This is a genomic window from Phycicoccus sp. Soil803, from assembly GCF_001429685.1.
Lineage (GTDB): Bacteria > Actinomycetota > Actinomycetes > Actinomycetales > Dermatophilaceae > Pedococcus.
Genome location: NZ_LMST01000001.1, coordinates 4,269,809 through 4,288,353, shown reverse-complemented (window position 1 = coordinate 4,288,353; position 18,545 = coordinate 4,269,809). Strand labels below are relative to the sequence as shown.

The following is an 18,545-nucleotide window of genomic DNA, read 5'->3' as shown; positions in this document are numbered from 1 at the left end:
CGAACAGTGTTCTATCGTCTGGAACGTCGTTCGATAGTCGACGACGCCTCGAGAGGAGGGGCCCCATGACGCCTACTGAGGTGACCACCACCGCCACCGCGGCACCCACGTACCGGTCGCTGCGGGCGGCCTGGGTTCCGCTGGCCGCGCTCTGCCTGGCCTTCTTCGTCGAGATGGTCGACAACACCTTGCTGTCGATCGCGCTGCCCACGATCGGGCGCGACCTCGGGAGCGGCACCACGGCTCTGCAGTGGGTCACCGGCGCCTACTCGCTGACGTTCGGCGGGCTGCTCCTCACCGCGGGTTCGGTTGCCGACCGACTCGGGCGCCGTCGGGTGCTGCTCGTCGGGCTCGCGGTCTTCGGCCTCCTCAGCCTGGCCGTGGCCGCCGTGTCCACGGCCGCCGAGCTGATCACCCTGCGAGCCGGGCTGGGCATCGCCGCCGCGGCGATGGCGCCGATCACCAACTCGCTGGTCTTCCGCCTCTTCGACGACCGGGCACTGCGCATGCGGGCCATGACCGTGATGATCGTCGTGGGCATGTCGGGGTTCGTGCTCGGCCCCTTGCTGGGCGGCACCGCGCTGGCCCACGTGCGGTGGGAGTGGCTCCTGGTGGTCAACGCGCCGATCGCGCTGCTGGCCTTCATCGGAGTGCGGCTCGGCGTCCCGGCCGACCGCCGGGAGGACCTGACGGACGACGGGCTCGACCTGCCCGGAGCCCTTCTCAGCGTCGCCACGATCGGCCTCGCCTGCTGGTCACTGACCAGTGGCGTCGAGCACGGCTGGGGCTCCCTGGTGACGATCGGCTCGATCGCGGGCGCCCTCGTGGCCGGAGCGTGGTTCGTGCGCCACGAACGCCGCAGTGCCGCGCCCATGCTCGACCTCGGCCTCTTCTCGAACGGCACCGTCCGCGGCGCCTCGATCGCCCAGATCGGCACCTCGATCGCGATGGCCAGCGTGATGTTCGGCCTGATCCTGCACTTCCAGTACGCCTACGGGTGGAGCCCCGTCCGCGCCGGCTTGGCGAACCTGCCGATCATCCTCACGATGGTCGTGGCGACGCCGTTGTCCGAGTGGCTGGCGAGGCGCTTCGGCCACCGGATCGCGTGCCTCGTGGGGGCTGGCTTCCTGGCCGGGTCGCTCGGCGGGCTCTCCTGGGGCGTCGACCACGGTTACCTCGCCATCGCGGTCTGCCTGGTCCTGATGACGATCGGCCTGCGGACGGTCATGACGATCTGTGCCGTAGCCCTGGTCGACGCGATGCCGGCCAACCGCACCTCGATCGGCACCGCGCTCAGCGACACCGCGCAGGAGGTCGGCACCAGCCTCGGCACGGCCGTCGTCGGCACGATGATCGCCGCGCTGGTCACCACCCAGCTGCCCGCGGGCACGTGGAGCACTGGTCTGGTCGCGTCGTTCTTCCACGGCGAGCGGATCACCTACGCCCTGCTCGCGGTGGTCGTCGGGATGGTCGCGGCCGGTGGCGCTCTCACGCTCACGAACTCCCACACCGTCGAGGAGCACCCGGTCGAGGAGCACCCGGACGACGAGACCACCTGACGTCAGCTGTCGAGGCGGGCGGCTGGGGGGAGCAGCGCTGGATCTGCGGCGGGCCAGTCCCGGGGGTTGGGGCCGAGGAGCACGAGCTGCTCGACCTGCTCCCGACACCACGAGGACACCGCCCGCCGTCCGTCGAGCACCTCGACCGAGAACGTCGACCAGGGCACCCACTCGGCGCCACCGACCTCGGCCGGTTCGAGGCCCAGCTCACGACCGGGAAGCACCCCGACGAACACCGGGCACAGCTCGTTCTCGACCACGCCGTCCATCTCGGCGACGTACCCGAACTCCGGCAGCACCAGCCGCAGCTCGCCCACCGTGACGCCCAGCTCGTCGAGCGCCCGACGCCTGGCAGCCGTGTCGAGCGCCTCGCCCGGGGCCGGGTGGCCGCAGACCGAGTTGGTCCACACCCCGGGAAAGGTCGCCTTCGTCCCCGCCCGTTGCGTGACGAGCAGCGCCCCTTCCGGGTCGACGAGGTATGCCGAGAAGGCCAGGTGCCGGGGCGTCTGGCCGTGGTGGACGGTCGCCTTGTCCTGCGTTCCGACCGCGCGTCCGTGGTCGTCAAGGAGGACGACGAGCTCGGTCACGCCGACCGGCCCAGCTCGTTGACGGCCGCCGAGAACACCCAGGGCGCTCGCGCCGCCAGCGGCACCAGCGCGCGACGGGCAACCTGTGGGCGGGTGGCCTGCAGCAGCCCGTGGGTCAGCAGCGAGCACCGCCAGGTGGCTGCGAGCCATCCGCGCTCGTAGTCCGCCGGCCGGTCGGCAGCAATCGCCGCAACTGCGGCCCGCGCCTGGGCCAGCCCCAGCGAGATGCCCTCACCGGTCAGCGCGTCCACGTAGCCGCTGGCGTCGCCGACCAGCAGCGCCCGGCCAGCGACCCGGTGCCGGCTGCGTTGCCGCAACGGACCGGCGCCTTGCACGGCCGAGGCCGGCCCCACCCCGGCGAGGCGTTCGGCGAGCGGCGGAAACTGGGCGAGGTGCTCGGCGAACGGTCGGCGTCGACGGCTCAGGACCGCGACGCCCACCAGGTCGTCGGCGACCGGGGTGACGTAGGCCTCGGCATCCTGCGCCCAGAGGACGTCGACATGACTCGACCACGGCGCGATCGCGAAGTGCTGGCGCAGCCCGTACCGGCCGGGCCGGCTCGCCGGTCGGTCGAGGCCGAGGTGTCGACGGGCCCAGGAGTGCAGCCCGTCGGCGGCGACCACGTGACCGGCTCGAATGGTCGGCCCACCCTCGCCACCCGGCAGCCGAGTCGTCACGTCGACGCCGTCGGCGTCCTGGCTCAGGCCGGTCGCCGACAGTCGGCGGACCGTGACGCCGGCGTCGGCGGTCGCCTCGCTCAGGCGGGCATGCAGCTCGGTCCGACGGACGCCGAGACCGGGACCCCGGGTGAAGTCCGCGACGGCGCTGCCGTTGCGCGCCAGATAGCGGATCCCGTTGAAGGGGTGGCCCTTTGGCCGCACGCCGAGGTCGTCGAGGGCGGCGAGCCCTCCGGGCATCAGGCCCTCACCGCACGCCTTGTCCACGGGGCCGGGGCGCGGCTCGAGCACCTCGACCGTGAGGCCGCGTCGCACGGCATACAAGGCGGTGGCCAGGCCCACGGGGCCACCGCCGATGACGAGGAGGTCGACGCTCACGCCGCACCGGCTCGGAGCCCGAGCGCCTGCTCCTCGACCCGGATCCGCACCGACAGCAGGAGGAGGTTGAGGACCGTGAAGGCCGCTGCGGTGACCCACGCGGTGTGGACCAGCGGCAGCGCGAAGCCCTCGACGACCACGGCGACGTAGTTGGGGTGACGCAGCAGGCGGTAGGGACCGCCGGCGACCAGGGCGGCGCCGGGCACGACGATGACGCGGGTGTTCCACTGCGGGCCGAGCGTCGCGATGCACCACCAGCGCAGGCCTTGCGCGAGCCCGACGAGGACGAGCATCGGCCACCCCAGCAGGGGGATGAAGGGCCGGTCGGCGGCGACGACCTCGACGAGCGCTCCGACGAGGAGCGCGGTGTGCAGCAGCACCATGACCGGGAAGTGGCCGCGACCCGACTCCACCCCACCGCGCGCGAAGGCCCACGCAGCATGGCGGTTGGACACGACCATCTCGGCGAGGCGTTCGAGCCCCACCGCGGCGATGAGCACGGTGAACAGGGTCTGTGAGGTGGACATCGTCGTCAGCCGGCCGCTCGGAGCAGCACCATCTCGAGGCAGAACCCCGGGCCCATGGCCATCAGGACGCCGTACGACCCGGGCGTCGGGGGGCGGTCGCGCAGGGTGTCGGCGAGGACGTGCAGCACCGAGGCCGACGACAGGTTGCCGATCCGGTCGAGGGAGTCCCATGTCACGCCGAGGGCATCGCGCGGCACCTCGAGCGCGTCGGCCATCGCCTCCAGCACCTTGGGTCCGCCGGGGTGCGCGACCCAGAAGCCGATGTCGGCTCGGCTGAGGCCGTGCCTGTCCAGGAAGCCGTCGATGTCCTCGCCGAGGTTGGCCCGCACCAGGTCAGGCACCTCGACGCCGAGGACGATCCGCAGGCCGGAGGCGCCGACGTCCCAGCCCATGGCGCGCTCGCTGTCGGGGTACATGCGGCTCCGGGTCGCCAGCACCCGCAGGTCGTGGCCGCTGTCGGGACCGAGCTCGGCCGCCTTGTCGGCGCCCACGATGACCACGGCTGCGGCACCGTCGCCGAACAGCCCGCTGGCGACGAGGTTGGCGGTGGAGGTGTCGTCGCGCTGGACGGTCAGGCTGCAGAGCTCGGCCGACAGGAGGACCGCGACGTCGCCGGGGTGGCCGAGCAGGTGGTCGTGGACGCGGGCCACGCCGGCCGCCCCGGCGACGCAGCCGAGGCCCACGATCGGCACCCGTTTCACGTCCGGGCGCAGGCCGATCCGAGCGGCGATCCGGGCCTCCAACGACGGGACTGCCAGCCCCGTCACCGTCGTCGAGACGATGAGGTCGACGTCGGTGGGGGTGAGACCCACCGCCTTCAGCGCATCGACGACCGCTTCGGCGCCGAGGTCCACGGCGACCGCGATGAACTCGTCGTTGGCCTCCCCGAAGTCGCGCAAGGCGGCATACCGCTCCAGGGGCAGCGCGAGGTGACGGTGGCTCACGCCGGCGTTCGCGTGGATCCGCTCGAGCAGCAGCCGGTCGACGCCGTGCGCACCGAGGACGGACGCGAAGGCGGCGGTCACCTCACCTTGGGCGTAGCGGTGCTCGGGCAGGACCCCGGCGACGGACACGATGCGGCTCACGAGGAGAGCGTAGGCACACCAGCGGGCGTCCTGCGTCGCCGGGACCGTCGGGCTTGGCCGGTGGCCGCCTAGGGTGGGCCCGTGTCCAGCGAGCCGGTGTCAGCGTCGTCGACGTCGCGCACCGCGCTGGTACGGGCTTGTCACCCCGGTCCCACGCTCGCCGTCACGGTGCTGGTGGCGCTCCTCTCGGTGGCCCTCGACCTCGACCTGGCGACCGGCATCCTGGTCACCACCGCCGTCTTCACCGGTCAGCTCACCATCGGGTGGTCCAACGACCTCATCGACGCCGCCCGCGACCGTGCCGTCGCGCGCGAGGACAAGCCGCTGGCCCGGGGAGAGCTCTCGCAAGCGTTGGTGCGCAGAGCGATCGGTGTCGCCGGTGTCGCCTGCGTCGTCCTGTCGTTCCTGTGTGGCTGGCGCTCGGCCCTGGTGCACCTGTTCCTCGGGGTGGGGAGCGGCTGGGCCTACAACCTCGGGCTCAAGCGCACCGCCTGGTCAGCGCTGCCGTATGCCGTGGCGTTCGGGGTGCTGCCCGCGGTCGTCTCGCTGTCGCTGCCGGCCCGCGGCTGGCCCCCGGTGTGGATGATGGCGACTGGGGCGGTGCTCGGGGTGGGGGCCCACCTCCTCAACGCCCTGCCCGACCTGGCGGACGACGCCGCCACCGGAGTGCGCGGGTTGCCGCAGCGGCTCGGTGCGGGGCGGGTGCGGGTGATCGCTGCCGCAGTGCTGTTGGCCGGTTCGGTCGTGGCGACGTTCGGGCCGGGTGGCGTGGTGCCTGCCGGTGCCTGGGTCGGCCTGGCCGCGTGCGTGCTGCTCGCCCTGTTCGCCGTGCTCGGTCGGGGGAAGGGCCCCTTCGTCGCGGCCATCGGCATTGCCCTGATCGACGTGGCGGTCCTGGTCCTGCGCTGATGCCCTCGGCTCCGTGAGTGAGCGCCAACCCACTGTCAGGTCGACTCGGTGAGTGGGTTGGCGCTCAGTGACGAGGCGGCACGGTCATCGGGGTTCAGCGCTTTCGGCGCGCCCCCAAGGCGACCACGATGCCGATCAGGGCGACGAAGGGCCCGATGACGGCCCAGATCGGGACGCCGCTCATGCCGCTGCCACCCACGATGTCGAGTCCCTGCAAGGTCCAGAGGAGGCCGACCAGAACGAGCAGGATGCCGATGCCGAGCGCTACGCGTGGGTGCACGTCGTGAGCCTATGCCCGGGGCTCAGGCGCCACGGTCGGCCGCGAGGTGGGCACGGAGGGCGACGTAGACCTTGCGGACCCCGATCGCCCGCTGCAGGTCGTCCTGGATGCGGGTGAAGAACTCGCGCCGGTAGTTCTGGTCGATCACGGCTTGCACGGTGAAGTAGAGGCCGGCGAACGCGGACAGGAAGATGGCGACCGAGAACAGCTCGTCACTCACGAGGTGGAACGGCCCCGTGTAGTGCGGCTCCGAGCCCACCCACGCCTCGATCACGCTGGGGCGGATGGCGATCGAGCCGAAGACGACGAAGAACCCGAAGACGATCAGCACCAGTGACAGCATCTGGATCGCCTGGGCGATGAAGAGCATGAGCATGAGGTTGCGGCGCTGCAGCGGGGGCAGCCGGATGCCGGCCACCTCGGTCGCGAGGTGTGGCTCGGCGAGGATCTCGCGCGCGGCCGAGGCCACCGGGGTCCCGACGCAGGTGGCCGCGAGCATCTCGCCCTCGACCTCGGCGCCGACCCGCTCGATCTCGCTGCGGAACGACGGCGCGAGGAAGGCGACCGCGAGCAGCGCGAAGATCCCGACGCAGACCCACAGCAACGGCCGGGGCAACGCCGAGGACACTTGCCAGACCTCGGTGTTGATGAAGAGGAAGGTGATGAACAGCAGCAGGAACGGCAGGGCGCGTGTCGCCAGCGGGCCGATCAGCGACCGGTTCTCCCAGGCGTGGGCCAGCGCCCAGCGGCCGATCCGCCCGACCCGGAACACCCGGACCGCCCGGCCCAGGGCGACCACGGCTGCGGTGAGGAGTCCCGCCGCGACGGCCTCGCCGACCCCGGCGTCGAGGTTGAGCGCGACCACCGTCACGAGCACGGCTGGCGCCACGGCGAGCACGGCCCAGAGGCCGACGATCCGCGGCACGAGGGCCCGCTGGATCGCCTCGTGACCCGCTTCGACGAAGTACGGCAACCCGTGGGAGTCGAACCAGGCCTCGCACTTGGCGACGTCGTTCGTGGTGAGCACGACGTCAGCCTCTCAGGTGTCGGCGGCGGCGCCGAGTCACCACGCAGCACCCGTCATCCCACTCCGGTCACACGACACAGAACTCGTTGCCCTCGGGATCGCGCAGGGTCACCGCGTAGTAGTCCGCGCCCTCCGGCGCGTTGCGGTAGGCGATGCTCGCGCCGAGCCCGACCAGGCGCTCGACCTCGGCGTCCACGCTCGCCCGCCGCTCGGCATACGGCATCGCCTCGCGACCCGGCGTGTGCCGGACGTCGAGGTGCAGCCGGTTCTTGACCGACTTGGGCTCCGGCACCTCCTGGAACCAGATGCGCGGCCGCACGCCCTCGGGGTCGACGATCGCCCCGCTGCCCTCCTCCGCACCCACGAGCTCCTCCTCCGGGATGCCGCCGGCACGCCAGTAGGCGAGCCACGAGTCCCAGCCGTCCGGAGCCGGCTCGGGCACGTAGCCGAGCGCCTCGCACCAGAACGACACGAGGCGGGAGGTGTCGGCGCAGTCGATGGTCAGGTGCCAGTTCGCGGTCATCCCGGCAGTGTCGCACCGGGGTCCGTCAGCCGATGGGCCCTGGGCCGGCTGCCTCGCTGAAGCGGGCCGCCCACAGGCGCAGCACCTCGAGCACCTCCGGGGTGGCCTCCTCGAGCGTGAACGGGGCATCGACGACGCCCAGCCCGAAGGCCGCCCACCCCGGGTGCACCGCGTCCATCTCCAGCAGGCAGGAGGTGGCGTCCATCGGGGTGACCCGCGCCCACCGCCCCGTGCGGCGCTCGACCTGCTCCGCAGGAGCGTTGACCCGGGCGCGCACGACGACGCGAGTTTCATTGCGGGACAGTCCCTTTCGCACGTATGCCGCCGCGTCACCTCCCGGCACCTCGCGGGCTCGGAAGCGGGCCCGGGTGCCGAACGGCTCGCTGAGGCGGTCGAGCCGGAACGAGCGCCAGTCCTGGCGGTCGAGGTCGTAGGCGAGCAGGTACCAGCGGCGTCCGACGGTGACGAGGCGGTGCGGCTCGACGTGGCGCCGCACGGCCTCGCCGGCCCCTTGGCCGCCCCGCGCCAGGTAGGTGAACCGGATCCGCTCGGTGTCCCGGGTCGCCTGGGCCACGGCGGCCAGGACGTCGGCGTGCACCGCGGGAGCCTCGGAGAAGGGCGAGTCGTCCGTCACCGAGCGCAGCGCCTCGGCCCGCCGACGCAGCTTGGGCGGCAACACCTGGACGACCTTCGACAGCGCGCTCACCGACGCCTCCGACAGAGCGCCGGCGGTGAGCTGGGCGGCCCCGTTGAGCGCCACGACCATCGCGATCGCCTCGTCCTCGTCGACGGTGAGTGGTGGCATAGTCGCGCCGGCGCCGAGCTGGTAACCGCCCTCGATCCCGCGGACCGAGTCGACGGGATAGCCGAGCTCGCGCAGCCGCTCGACGTCGCGACGCAGCGTGCGTTCGGACACCTCGAGCCGGTCGGCGAGCTCGGGCCCGGCCCAGAACCGATGGGTCTGGAGGAGCGAGAGCAGTCGCAGGGTGCGGGAACTGGTGTTGGCCATGACTTCAGGATGCCGGAGAAAGCGGTCAGAAAGTGACCGGATGTCTCCCTAGCGTCGGAGGTGACAGGAAATCCACGACCACGACGTCAGGAGAAGGAACATGACCACCACGCTCGAGGCCACCCGCGACGGTGAGCCCACGGCATACCCGCCGGTTGAGACGCAGCCCGGGACCGAGGCGGTCGCGCGAGGCGCGCTGCCGGTCGGCCGGGCGCGGACGATCGCGCTGCTCAGCCTCTTCCTCGCGTCGACGATGGAGCTGCTCGACACGACCATCGTCAACGTCGCGCTCCCGACCATCGAGTCAGGGCTGCACGCGACCGCAGCGCAGCTGCAGTGGATGGTGGCGGCCTACCCGCTGGCGTTCGCGGTCGCCCTCATCACCGGGTCGCGGCTCGGCGACCTCTGGGGCCGCAAGCGGGTCTTCCTCGGGGGGCTGGTCGGCTTCACGCTGATGTCGGCCGCCTGTGGCTTCGCGCCGAACGCCGAGGCGCTGGTCGGCTTCCGCGCCCTCCAGGGCATCGCCGCCGCGGCGATGATCCCGCAGGTGCTGTCGAGCCTGCAGGTGATGTACGCGCCGCACGAGCGGGCGAAGGCGATGGGACTCTTCACCGGGCTGGCCGGCCTGTCGGCGGTGCTCGGGCCGGTGATCGGCGCGGTCCTCACCGAGGCCGACCTGGGCGGCCTCGGGTGGCGCTCGATCTTCCTCGTCAACGTGCCGTTCGGTGTGCTGGCGATCGTGGCCGCGCTGCGGTGGGTGCCGGAATCCGTTGCCACGCAACGTCCTCGCATCGACCTGCGCGGTGTCAGTGTGCTCGCCGTCGGCCTGCTCGCGGTGCTCTACCCGCTCACCATGGGGCGCGAGCTGGGTTGGCCCGCGTGGGTGTATGCCGCGATGGCGGCCGGTGTCGTCGTGCTCGGCTTCTTCGCCCGGTCGCAGGTGCGGACCGAGCGCGCAGGTCGCGAGCCGCTGGTGGCCCTCAGCCTCTACCGGGGCCGGGGCTTCGCCGCTGGATCGGCGATGAACTCGTTGCTGTTCATGGCAATGGCCTCCTACTTCCTGTGCCAGACGATCTACCTGCAGGCCGGTCTCGGCTGGTCGGTGCTCAAAGCCGGGCTCGCTGGGGTGCCGTTCGCGCTCACGACCACCGTCTTCGCCGGGATCGGGGTGGCCGTGCTCGCGCCGAAGATCGGCCGACGCGTGCTGCAGATCGGCGCGCTGACCTGGGCGGCCGGTGCGGTCGTCCTCGGCTTCACCGTGCACGGGGCCGACGCCTCGACCTCGGTCTGGACGTTCCTGCCGGGCTTCGTCGTGGCGGGCGCCGGGTTCGGGCTGATGGTCTCGCCGATAGGGGTCTTCACGCTCGCGGACGTGCCGGTCGACAAGGCCGGGTCGGCGTCGGGGCTGTTCAGCACCACGGGTCAGCTCTCGGGCGCGGCCGGGGTGGCCGTGCTTGGGTCGCTGTTCTTCTCCGTGGTCGACGCGCACGGATCGACCGTGCCGGTGGAGATGTTCCGGCCGGCGATGGAGGTGGCGCTCGCGGTGCTGGTCGGGCTCATGCTCGTGGCGGCCTTCGTCGCCCGGCAGCTGCCGGCCATGCCCAGCCAGCCCTTGGAGCACTGAGGTCGGGACGCAGCGCACTACGACACTGCTCGCTCTCAGCGGGCAGTGTCGTAGTGCCGTGAGCCGGTGCGCCGGGTCAGCGTGTCGTGCCCGCCGCACCCGAGTCTCTGGCTGAGATCCTTCCTGCGTGCCGAACTCGCCCGAACCGCTGACGGGTGATGTCGCACGCCGCTGGACGCAGGCCCGGATGCCGTTCTGGCCGCCGTGGCTGCTCGTCGCGGTCGCCGTGGCGGGGGTGGTCCTCAGCATCGCGACGGACCCGACGGTGTGCACCCCGAAGGACCCCAGCGTCTGCGGCCCCGACCTCGCCTTCGCCTGGGCGATCGTGCTCCTCGGCATCGGGCTCCTGACGCTCTGGGTCTGGCCGGTGACGGCGTCCGTGCTCGTCCTCGGCTACGTGGCGCTCGATCTCGTCTACGACCCAGCCCGCCCTGCCCACGTCGCCTTCGCGATGCTCGGACTCCTCGTCCTGGGGTATGCCGCGTGGCACTTCGCCTTGCGCCGGCACCAGCAGGCGATCCTGGCCGACCTGGCCGGCCCCGCTCACCCTCCGGTGGTCGTCGAACGACGGTCGTGGCCTCGGCCTGTGGGTGTCCTGGTGGCCGCGGCCTTCGCGACGCTGGTCTGCGGGTCGAGCGGGCTCTGGTACGCCCACCAGGTCGACGAGGTCGCCCGCCACGTCGCAGGCTCCGTCGTGGTCGACTCGGTCGCGGGAACAGTCGACAGCGACGGCAACCAGGCGTTCCGGCTCTCGGACCCTCCCGCGGGGGCTCCCAAGGTCGCGAGGATCCTCACCGCCATCGAGGACTATCCGGAGGGGAGCCACCAGCCCGTCCGGGTCGACCGCGACGACCCGGAGTGGGTGCGGCTGGTCGCCGAGCCCGACGACCACACCGGCTGGCTCAGCCTCTCGCTCGGCGCGGGCATCCTCGCGGCCCTGATGGTGTCCTACGCCATCCGTCGAGAGCTGAGCCGGCGTCGGCTATCCGCCCCCGGCGCCCCGGGTGTCGGCGTCTCGGTGCGGGTGATCGGCGACCAGGTGTGGGTCTCGGCGGCCGACGGGAGCCACACGACGCTCGCGACCTTTGGCAGCTCCGAGGGCCAGGACGGGCCCGAGGCGCGGCGGGGCGTCCTCATCGGCGACCTGCGCGCGAAGGGATGGGCGGCGGTGTGGACCGACGACGCGATCCTGCTTCCGCTGAGCCGGTTGTCCGTCGAAGGGGGCCGCGAGCCGATGACCGACGCGGCCGCCGAGAGTCTGCAGCGGTCCTACGAGGAGGACAAGGAGGACGAGGACTACGAGGACCTGGGCGTCGTGGGTGAGGAAGTCCTCACGGGAAGAAGGGCCGACCCGACGCGCTTCCCCATCACCGACGGGCCGGCCCCGTGGCTGCGTCTCGTGGGTGCTCTCCTCGTCGTGGGAGCCGTGGTCGGCGGCCCCATCGCCGCGTGGAGCGCGACCGAGGGGCTGCTCGACCTGTTGCCGATCCTGCTTGTGGGAGGGACGGTGCTGGAGCGGGGGGTCAAGTGGTCGGCCAACGGGCTGCTGGTCACCATGGAGGGGGCGCGCCTGGACACCGGTTTTTCCAGTCGGGAACTGCCGTTCGCTGCAGTGCACCGGGTCCGCGTGGACCAGGAGCGGGTCATCCTCCTGTCCGACGAGGACGCAATCAGCTTCGAGCCGTGCCCGGACCTGGAGCCGCGGACCGTGCGGCTGGAGCGGGTGCGCGAGGTGGCCGAGATGGTGCGCGGGCTGGTCGTGAGCTCCCGGGGAGGAGCGACGACGTCGACCCGACGGGTGCGCCCGGGGGCAGTCGCCGTCGTCCTGTTCGTCCTGGGTGTCGCGCTCGCCGGAGCCGCTCGGCATCTCATCTGACCAGGAGCATGCTCGGTCCGATGTAAACACGCCCGGAAACCCCAGCGTGTTTACATCGAACCGAGCGCGTAGCCGAGCCAGACGGCGGGCAGTCCCAGCCCCAACGTGAGGGCGAGGTTGGCGACCAACGGCTTCCAGGCCCGCTCCTCCAGGAACACCCAGGTCTCGAAGGCCAGCGTGGAGAACGTCGTCAGCGCCCCGCAGAAACCGATGCCCACCAACGGCATCAGCCACTCCGCCGGATGCGGGACACCGGCCACGAGCCCGAGGACGAACGAGCCCGCGACGTTCACGACGAGGGTGCCGAGGATGGTCCCGGCGCGGGTGTGGTCGCGGGCCCACCGGTCCACCACGAACCGCAGCGGCGCGCCCACGGCTGCGCCCGCCAGCACCAGCAACGCGCCCGTCCCGGTCACGCTCGTCGTCCGAACAGCCGCTCGCCGAGGGTGATCCCGAGCCCCACCGCGACGAGGCCGACCACGAGCGACCCGACGAGGTATGCCGCGGCCACCAGTCCGTGCCCCGCCTGCACCATCGCGTGGATGTCGAGGGCGTAGGACGAGAAGGTCGTCCACCCGCCGAGCACCCCGACCCCGAGGAACGGCCTCAGCCACGGGTGCGGGCGGGCCATCGAGAGCACCCACACCACGAGCACCCCCATGGCGAGTGACCCCGTGACGTTGACGAGGAACGTCGACCACGCGAACGCCCCCGAGACGTGGGGGAGCGCCAGCCCCACGGCATACCGGCCGAGGGAGCCCAGCACGCCACCGGCGGCGACGGCCGCGAGCAGCCCGGAGTCACCGCGGCGCACGACATCCATCAGGCGCGCTTGGTCTCCAGGAAGTCCGCGATCCGCCCGATCGCCTCGGTGAGGACCTCGACGTCGGGGAGGGTCACGAGGCGGAAGTGGTCGGGCTCGAACCAGTTGAAGCCGGTGCCGTGGGTGACCAGGATCTTCTTGGTGCGCAACAGGTCGATGACGAACGCCTGGTCGTCCTCGATGGCGTAGACCTCGGGATCGAGCCGCGGGAAGCAGTAGAGAGCACCATGGGGCTCGACGCAGGAGACGCCCGGGATCTCGTTGAGCAGCCGCCACGCCGTCTTGCTCTGCTCGTAGAACCGGCCGCCGGGGTGGATGTACTCCTCGATCGACTGGTAGCCGCCGAGCGCGGTCTGGATGGCGTGCTGCCCGGGGACGTTGGCGCACATGCGCATGTTGGCCAGCAGGGTCAGGCCCTCGAGGAAGTCGACGGCCAGCTCCTTCGGCCCCGACACCATCACCCAGCCCGCGCGGTAGCCGCAGACCCGGTAGGCCTTGGACAACCCGCTGAACGTCAGGCAGAGGACGTCGTCACCCGCGAAGGTCGCCGTGTGGTGGTGCACCGGGTGGTTCACTTCGTCGGCGAACAGGATCTTCTCGTAGATCTCGTCGGACATCAGCACGAGGTTGTGGCGGCGGGCGATGTCGGCCATGCCCTTGACGATCTCGTCGCTGTAGACCGCGCCGGTCGGGTTGTTGGGGTTGATGACGACCAGGGCGTGGGTGTTCTCGGTGATCTTGGACTCGATGTCGGCGAGGTCCGGGTTCCAGCCGTTGGACTCGTCGCAGCGGTAGTGGACCGGCGTCCCCCCGGCCAGGGTCACGGCCCCGGTCCACAGCGGGTAGTCCGGCGCCGGGACGAGGATCTCGTTGCCGTCGTCGACGAAGGCGGTGAGCACCATCGAGATCAGCTCGGAGACACCGTTGCCGATGTAGATGTCGTCGACGTGCGTGTCGGTCAGCCCACGCGACTGGTAGTAGTGCGCCACGGCCGTGCGGGCGGAGTAGATGCCGCGGGAGTCGCTGTAGCCCTGCGAGTTCGGCAGGTGGTGGACCATGTCCTGGAGGATCGCCTGCGGCGCCTCGAACCCGAACGGCGCGGGGTTGCCGATGTTGAGCTTGAGGATCTTGTGCCCCTCGGCCTCGAGCCGCTGGGCCTCCTCGAGGATCGGCCCGCGCACGTCGTAGCGGACCTGGTGGAGCTTGCGGGACTGCGTGATTCGGCGCACGGGTTCAGTCTCCCAGCAACTCGACCGTGGTCACGACGGTGGTCACCGATGGGCGAGTCGGCGTCGAGCTGAACCCGAACCGGCACGGTGGGGCGACGTCGGCCAGCCGCCCCAACGGCACGCCGCGCCACGCGCCCCCGATGCTGCTGACGGAGTGCAGGTCAGTGGCGCCGTACCACTCGCGCCGACCCTCGAGGGCCGTCCCGCGGGTGCGGACCCCTGGCATCAGCAGCCGCGCGACCGGGTCGATGGCGGCGGCCCAGGCCGGCGCCGCGGCGAGCCTGCGCGGCACCGCGTGCAGGAGCCAGCCGAGCGGCATACGCGGTCCGAGGTGCAGGTATGCCGCGAGGTGACCTTCGACGTGCACGTCCCAGCCGTCGTGGGTCACCCCCACGGACACCGGGGTCGTGCAGACCTCGTCGAACTCGTAGGTCTGCTGGACGAAGCCGGCCACCTCGTCGCTCGGGGCGAGCAGGGTCCGGTGGCCGGAGGCGTCCTCGACCATGACGTCGGCAAAGGGGCCCAGGGGTGAGTCGGTCCACCGCCCCACGACGAACCGCACGCCGCTGGTCGACCCGACCCCGGCGATGGCGCCTGCGAAACGAAGACGTTGCACGGGCGCCAGCCTGACAGGTCCGGGCCCCCAGGGTGTCCCCCGTTGTTCGGAAGTTCCGCCGGACCAGGACCCGGCGGAACTTCCGAACAACGTCATCTGGTGCCGCTCAGTGGGTCGGCTTGGTGAAGCTGAGCGCGGCGACGACACCGATCAGGAGGACGGCGGCCGGGAGCAGCAGGGTCTGTGACATGGCCATGGCAAAGCCGTCCGCGAGCTGGGGCGGGAGCTTCACCCCGGAGGTCCGCTGTGACATGTCCTGCGGCACCCCCGGGAGGTTGGCCGTGAGCCGGGCCTCGATGAGCGCTGCGATGGCGGCGCTGCCGAGAACGGCCCCGACCTGGCGGGTGGTGTTGTAGATGCCCGAGCCGGCACCGGCCGACGAGAGCGGCAGGTTGCGGGTCGCAGTCGCGGCGAGCGGGGCCCACATGAACGCGTTCGCGACACCCATCAGGGCCATCGGCAGGAGCAGCAGCCAGGTCTGGCTCTCGACCGTGGTGACTCTGCTCAGCCAGAACAGCGACGCTGAGCAGAGCGCCAGCCCGAAGGCCGTGATCGTGCGCGGGTGGATGCGGTCGGTCAGCTTGCCGGCGACCGGCGCCAGCGCACCGGACAGGACCGCCATCGGCACGAGCAGCAGTGCTGACTTGGTCGGCGTCATGCCCCGCACGACCTGGGCGTAGAGCATGAACGGGAAGGCCATGCCGGTGATGGAGAAACCCACCGCGCTGATCGCGATGTTGGACAGCGAGAAGTTGCGGTCGCGGAAGAGGCCCAGCGGCACCAGCGGCTCGGTGCGGATCCGGCTCTGCCAGAAGATGAACAGCCCGAAGATGACCAGGCCGGCGACGATCAGCAGCGGCACCGAGAGGAAGCCGGTGATCTGGCCCCAGTCGTAGGTCTCGCCCTCCTGGATGCCGAACACCAGCAGGAACATCCCGATCGCCGACAGTGCGACGCCGACCCAGTCGAAGGTGTGGCTGTGCGTCTCGAGCTTGGGCACCAGGCGCATCGCCAGCGCGAACGCGATGATGCCGATCGGCACGTTGATGAAGAAGATCCACTCCCAGCCGGGGCCGTCGACGAGCAGGCCGCCCAGCAGCGGGCCCACCAGGATCGCGACGCCGGCGGTGGCGCCCCACAGCGACATCGCCTGGCCGCGGGAGGCGGCCGGGAAGGTGCGCGTGATGACCGCCATCGTCTGCGGCGTCATCATCGAGGCGCCGAGCCCCTGCACGACCCGGGCGATGATCAACATCTCGATGCTGCCGGTCAGGCCGCACCACAGCGAGGCGACGGTGAACAGCGCGAGCCCGGTGAGGTAGACGTACTTCGGCCCGATCCGGTCGCCGAGCCGACCCGTGATCAGCAACGGCACGGCATACGCCAGCAGGTAGGCCGAGGTGACCCAGATGACGGCGTTCACGTCCGAGTCGAGGCCCTGCATGATCGCCGGCGTCGCCACCGACACGATCGTGGAGTCGACGAGGATCATGAAGAAGCCGATCACCATGGCCCACAGGGCTGGCCAGGGGCGGTAGTCGGCGGGGAGGTCGGTCCTCACGGTTGTGGGTGCGGCCATGGCAGGTCGCCTTTCTCGAGTCGGGTGATGAAGCCGTTGATCCAGTCCTGCTGAGCCACGGTCATGTGGCGGATGTAGTCGGCGGTGATCCAGTACGCCTCGGCGACCTCGCGCGCCCTGGCCTTGTCGACGAGGCAGTCGATGTCGGACAGCTCGCGCTCGATCACCTCGAGGTGGTCGCGCAGGTCGGCGCACACGGCGCTCGCCGGCGCGTTGTGCGCCTCGGCCAGGGCGAGGGCGAAGGTGGGGAACTCGTTCACCGGCTCGCGCAGGATCTCGCGGATGCGGGAGACCAGGGCGGTGCGGCCGGTGTCAGTGATCGCGTAGGTGGTGCGTTCGGGGCGGTTGCCCTCCCGGCCAGTGCCGGTCGCCTCGGCCATCCCGTCGGCGGTCAGCCGGTCGACCGTGCGGTAGAGCGAACCGGGGGTGACCCGGACGATCCGGTCCTCGTGGCGCTCCAGCAGGAGCTGGTACATCTCGTAGGGGTGCATCGAGCGCTCGTTCAGCAGGGCGAGTGCGGAGATCGCGAGGGGGCTGAGCGTCATGTGCTCCCAGGTCCTTTCGCTGCTGCGGGTGGGGGCGTGGGTCGAGCGCCCCGGTGTTCCGGATGAAATATTCCACGCGGAATATACGATCACCCGCGACCGTCGTCAACCCACCGGTGACTCGCGGGCGGGGCTCCCGCGGCCGTGACCTGCGGATCCCTTCGCCGGTCTGCGGCGCCTGCCATAGGCTCGCCTGCATGGCGTCCACGTCGGACCTCGGCGAACTCGAGGTCGAGCTCACCCGACTGCTCCGGCGTGCCCGCAGTGCCCAGCAGCGCACCGCCGCCGAGGTGCACCCCGACCTCGACTCCGCCGGGTACGTCGTGCTGGTCGCCGTGCGCGACCTGGCCGCGACCGGCGGCGGCGCCCGGGGTGGCGACATCTCCGACCTCCTGGGTCTGCACAAGTCGACGACCAGCCGGAACCTCACGACGCTCGAGGAGCTCGGGCTGGTCGAGCGGATCCTCGACCCGGCCGACGCGCGCGCACGACAGGTGCGGCTCACGACGGCCGGGTCGGATGCGCTGGATCGCACTCTCGCGGGGCGTCGGGAGCGGCTGCGCGCCCGGTTGGAAGGCTGGGAGGCGAAGGACGTCACCGACCTGGCCCGGCTCCTGCGCCTGCTCAACGACACCGCCCCCTGACCTCGCCTGCCCCAGCTTTATCGGGTCTAGGGAGAAGGTTGTGCTTCACCCCGGAACGGTTCCGGGGTGAAGGTCAACGTTCCGGGGTGAAGCCGTCTCCGCCCGTCAAAGGGCTCAGGCGGGGCGCGTGACGAGGGCCACGGGCCCCAGCGGTTCCCGGGCTACCGATCGGTAACTAGGCTCGCGGCCATGACGACGCTCTCCGGCAAGACCATCATCATGTCCGGCGGCAGCAGGGGCATCGGCCTGGCCATCGCCGTGCGCGCCGCCCGGGACGGGGCCAACGTCGCGCTGATCGCCAAGACCGACAAGCCCGACCCGCGGCTGGCCGGGACCATCCACACGGCGGCCGAGGCCATCGAGGCGGCCGGCGGGCACGCCCTGCCGATCGTCGGCGACGTGCGCGACGACGACCTCCTGCTGGCCGCGGTGGAGAAGACGGCGGCCCAGTTCGGTGGGATCGACATCGTGGTCAACAACGCGAGCGTCCTCAACCTCAGCCCGACCGCCCAGCTCGAGCCGAAGCGCTACGACCTCATGCAGGACATCAACGTCCGGGGCACGTTCATGCTGACGAGGGCGGCGATCCCGCACCTGCTGGCCAGCCCCGACCCCAAGGTCCTCACCCTCTCACCGCCCATCAACCTCGACCCGCGCTGGTTCGCCGGCCACCCGGCATACACGATGGCGAAGTATGGGATGACGTTGGCAGCACTGGGTTTTGCGCACGAGCTCGGGCAGAAGGGTGTGTCGTCGACCTGCCTGTGGCCGGCGACGCTCGTGGCGACCGACGCGATCGGCAACCTCCCCGGCGGCGACCAGATGGTCAAGGTCAGCCGGAAGCCGGAGATCGTCGCGGACGCGGCCTACGAGGTGCTCACCACCGACGGTCAGGGGCTCAACGGCCAGACCGTCATCGACGAGGACCTGCTGCGGGCGCGCGGGGTGGCCGACTTCGCGGCCTACTCCATGACGGGCAAGGACGAGGGCCTCGCCCCCGACATCTTCCTGAGCTGAGCCGGCAAGGTATGCCGCGTCGCCCAGTCCC

At 71.4% G+C, this 18,545-nt stretch carries 20 protein-coding genes; 6 read left to right on the top strand and 14 right to left on the bottom strand.

Annotated features, from left to right (window positions below; all coding sequences use genetic code 11):
* Positions 1 to 65 precede the first annotated feature (65 nt).
* Complete coding sequence (locus ASG95_RS19920) at positions 66 to 1,559, top strand: MFS transporter (RefSeq protein WP_057378571.1); 1,494 nt, start codon at positions 66 to 68, stop codon at positions 1,557 to 1,559.
* Between the two features lie 2 nt (positions 1,560 to 1,561).
* On the opposite strand, the gene idi is transcribed toward ASG95_RS19920, so the two are convergent.
* The 4 genes from idi to ASG95_RS19900 are packed head-to-tail and all read right to left on the bottom strand — an operon-like array spanning position 1,562 to position 4,813.
* Entirely contained in the window at positions 1,562 to 2,146 is a 585-nt protein-coding gene (gene idi, locus ASG95_RS19915) for an isopentenyl-diphosphate Delta-isomerase (RefSeq protein WP_057378570.1), read from the bottom strand.
* Entirely contained in the window at positions 2,143 to 3,201 is a 1,059-nt protein-coding gene (locus ASG95_RS19910; RefSeq protein WP_057378569.1) for an NAD(P)/FAD-dependent oxidoreductase, read from the bottom strand. The genes idi and ASG95_RS19910 overlap by 4 nt, the downstream gene beginning before the upstream one ends.
* A complete protein-coding gene (locus ASG95_RS19905) occupies positions 3,198 to 3,728 on the bottom strand; it encodes an isoprenylcysteine carboxyl methyltransferase family protein (protein ID WP_056921548.1) in 531 nt (176 codons plus the stop codon). Before ASG95_RS19905 ends, ASG95_RS19910 begins: the two co-directional genes overlap by 4 nt.
* Positions 3,729 to 3,733: 5 nt before the next feature.
* On the bottom strand, positions 3,734 to 4,813 hold the full coding sequence (locus tag ASG95_RS19900; RefSeq protein ID WP_057378568.1) for a type III polyketide synthase: 1,080 nt from the start codon (positions 4,811 to 4,813) through the stop codon (positions 3,734 to 3,736).
* A gap of 81 nt (positions 4,814 to 4,894) precedes the next feature.
* Here ASG95_RS19900 and ASG95_RS19895 point away from each other — a divergent pair, with 81 nt between their 5' ends.
* Positions 4,895 to 5,722: a UbiA family prenyltransferase gene (locus tag ASG95_RS19895; protein WP_235544068.1), complete on the top strand. Its 828-nt coding sequence runs from the start codon at positions 4,895 to 4,897 to the stop codon at positions 5,720 to 5,722.
* 94 nt (positions 5,723 to 5,816) lie between these two features.
* On the opposite strand, the gene ASG95_RS19890 is transcribed toward ASG95_RS19895, so the two are convergent.
* From ASG95_RS19890 to ASG95_RS19875, 4 genes are all read right to left on the bottom strand, one after another.
* Positions 5,817 to 6,002 (bottom strand): hypothetical protein, encoded by a 186-nt coding sequence (locus ASG95_RS19890; protein ID WP_056921550.1) that lies wholly within the window; start codon positions 6,000 to 6,002, stop codon positions 5,817 to 5,819.
* 22 nt (positions 6,003 to 6,024) lie between these two features.
* Positions 6,025 to 7,029, bottom strand: a complete 1,005-nt coding sequence (locus ASG95_RS19885; protein WP_057378567.1) for a hypothetical protein — start codon at positions 7,027 to 7,029, stop codon at positions 6,025 to 6,027.
* A 67-nt stretch (positions 7,030 to 7,096) separates the two neighbouring features.
* The gene (locus tag ASG95_RS19880) at positions 7,097 to 7,552 is read right to left on the bottom strand and encodes a VOC family protein (RefSeq protein WP_056921552.1); all 456 of its coding nucleotides are present in this window, start codon (positions 7,550 to 7,552) and stop codon (positions 7,097 to 7,099) included.
* Positions 7,553 to 7,577: 25 nt separating this feature from the next.
* Positions 7,578 to 8,561 carry a YafY family protein gene (locus tag ASG95_RS19875; RefSeq protein ID WP_056921553.1) on the bottom strand — a complete coding sequence of 328 codons (984 nt, stop codon included), beginning with the start codon at positions 8,559 to 8,561 and terminating at the stop codon, positions 7,578 to 7,580.
* A 100-nt stretch (positions 8,562 to 8,661) separates the two neighbouring features.
* Here ASG95_RS19875 and ASG95_RS19870 point away from each other — a divergent pair, with 100 nt between their 5' ends.
* Together ASG95_RS19870 and ASG95_RS19865 are read left to right on the top strand one after the other, a co-directional pair.
* On the top strand, positions 8,662 to 10,185 hold the full coding sequence (locus tag ASG95_RS19870; protein WP_082592924.1) for an MFS transporter: 1,524 nt from the start codon (positions 8,662 to 8,664) through the stop codon (positions 10,183 to 10,185).
* A gap of 127 nt (positions 10,186 to 10,312) precedes the next feature.
* On the top strand, positions 10,313 to 12,061 hold the full coding sequence (locus ASG95_RS19865) for a hypothetical protein (RefSeq protein WP_157582308.1): 1,749 nt from the start codon (positions 10,313 to 10,315) through the stop codon (positions 12,059 to 12,061).
* A gap of 50 nt (positions 12,062 to 12,111) precedes the next feature.
* On the opposite strand, the gene ASG95_RS19860 is transcribed toward ASG95_RS19865, so the two are convergent.
* The 6 genes from ASG95_RS19860 to ASG95_RS19835 all read right to left on the bottom strand — a co-directional run bounded on the left by ASG95_RS19860 (position 12,112) and on the right by ASG95_RS19835 (position 16,853).
* The gene (locus ASG95_RS19860; protein WP_057378565.1) at positions 12,112 to 12,477 is read right to left on the bottom strand and encodes a CrcB family protein; all 366 of its coding nucleotides are present in this window, start codon (positions 12,475 to 12,477) and stop codon (positions 12,112 to 12,114) included.
* On the bottom strand, positions 12,474 to 12,884 hold the full coding sequence (locus tag ASG95_RS19855; RefSeq protein WP_200961949.1) for a CrcB family protein: 411 nt from the start codon (positions 12,882 to 12,884) through the stop codon (positions 12,474 to 12,476). The genes ASG95_RS19860 and ASG95_RS19855 overlap by 4 nt, the downstream gene beginning before the upstream one ends.
* On the bottom strand, positions 12,884 to 14,113 hold the full coding sequence (locus ASG95_RS19850) for a pyridoxal phosphate-dependent aminotransferase (RefSeq protein WP_057378564.1): 1,230 nt from the start codon (positions 14,111 to 14,113) through the stop codon (positions 12,884 to 12,886). Before ASG95_RS19850 ends, ASG95_RS19855 begins: the two co-directional genes overlap by 1 nt.
* Positions 14,114 to 14,117: 4 nt before the next feature.
* Positions 14,118 to 14,729 carry a hypothetical protein gene (locus ASG95_RS19845; RefSeq protein WP_057378563.1) on the bottom strand — a complete coding sequence of 204 codons (612 nt, stop codon included), beginning with the start codon at positions 14,727 to 14,729 and terminating at the stop codon, positions 14,118 to 14,120.
* Between the two features lie 106 nt (positions 14,730 to 14,835).
* Positions 14,836 to 16,308, bottom strand: coding sequence for a DHA2 family efflux MFS transporter permease subunit (locus ASG95_RS19840; RefSeq protein ID WP_057378562.1), 1,473 nt, complete (start codon positions 16,306 to 16,308; stop codon positions 14,836 to 14,838).
* Positions 16,287 to 16,853, bottom strand: a complete 567-nt coding sequence (locus ASG95_RS19835) for a PadR family transcriptional regulator (protein ID WP_057378561.1) — start codon at positions 16,851 to 16,853, stop codon at positions 16,287 to 16,289. Before ASG95_RS19835 ends, ASG95_RS19840 begins: the two co-directional genes overlap by 22 nt.
* 197 nt (positions 16,854 to 17,050) lie before the next feature.
* On the opposite strand from ASG95_RS19835, the gene ASG95_RS19830 reads away from it, so the two are divergent.
* Both ASG95_RS19830 and ASG95_RS19825 read left to right on the top strand, forming a co-directional pair.
* Complete coding sequence (locus ASG95_RS19830) at positions 17,051 to 17,497, top strand: MarR family winged helix-turn-helix transcriptional regulator (RefSeq protein WP_057378560.1); 447 nt, start codon at positions 17,051 to 17,053, stop codon at positions 17,495 to 17,497.
* Between the two features lie 189 nt (positions 17,498 to 17,686).
* The gene (locus tag ASG95_RS19825) at positions 17,687 to 18,514 is read left to right on the top strand and encodes an NAD(P)-dependent oxidoreductase (RefSeq protein WP_056921559.1); all 828 of its coding nucleotides are present in this window, start codon (positions 17,687 to 17,689) and stop codon (positions 18,512 to 18,514) included.
* Positions 18,515 to 18,545: the final 31 nt, after the last annotated feature.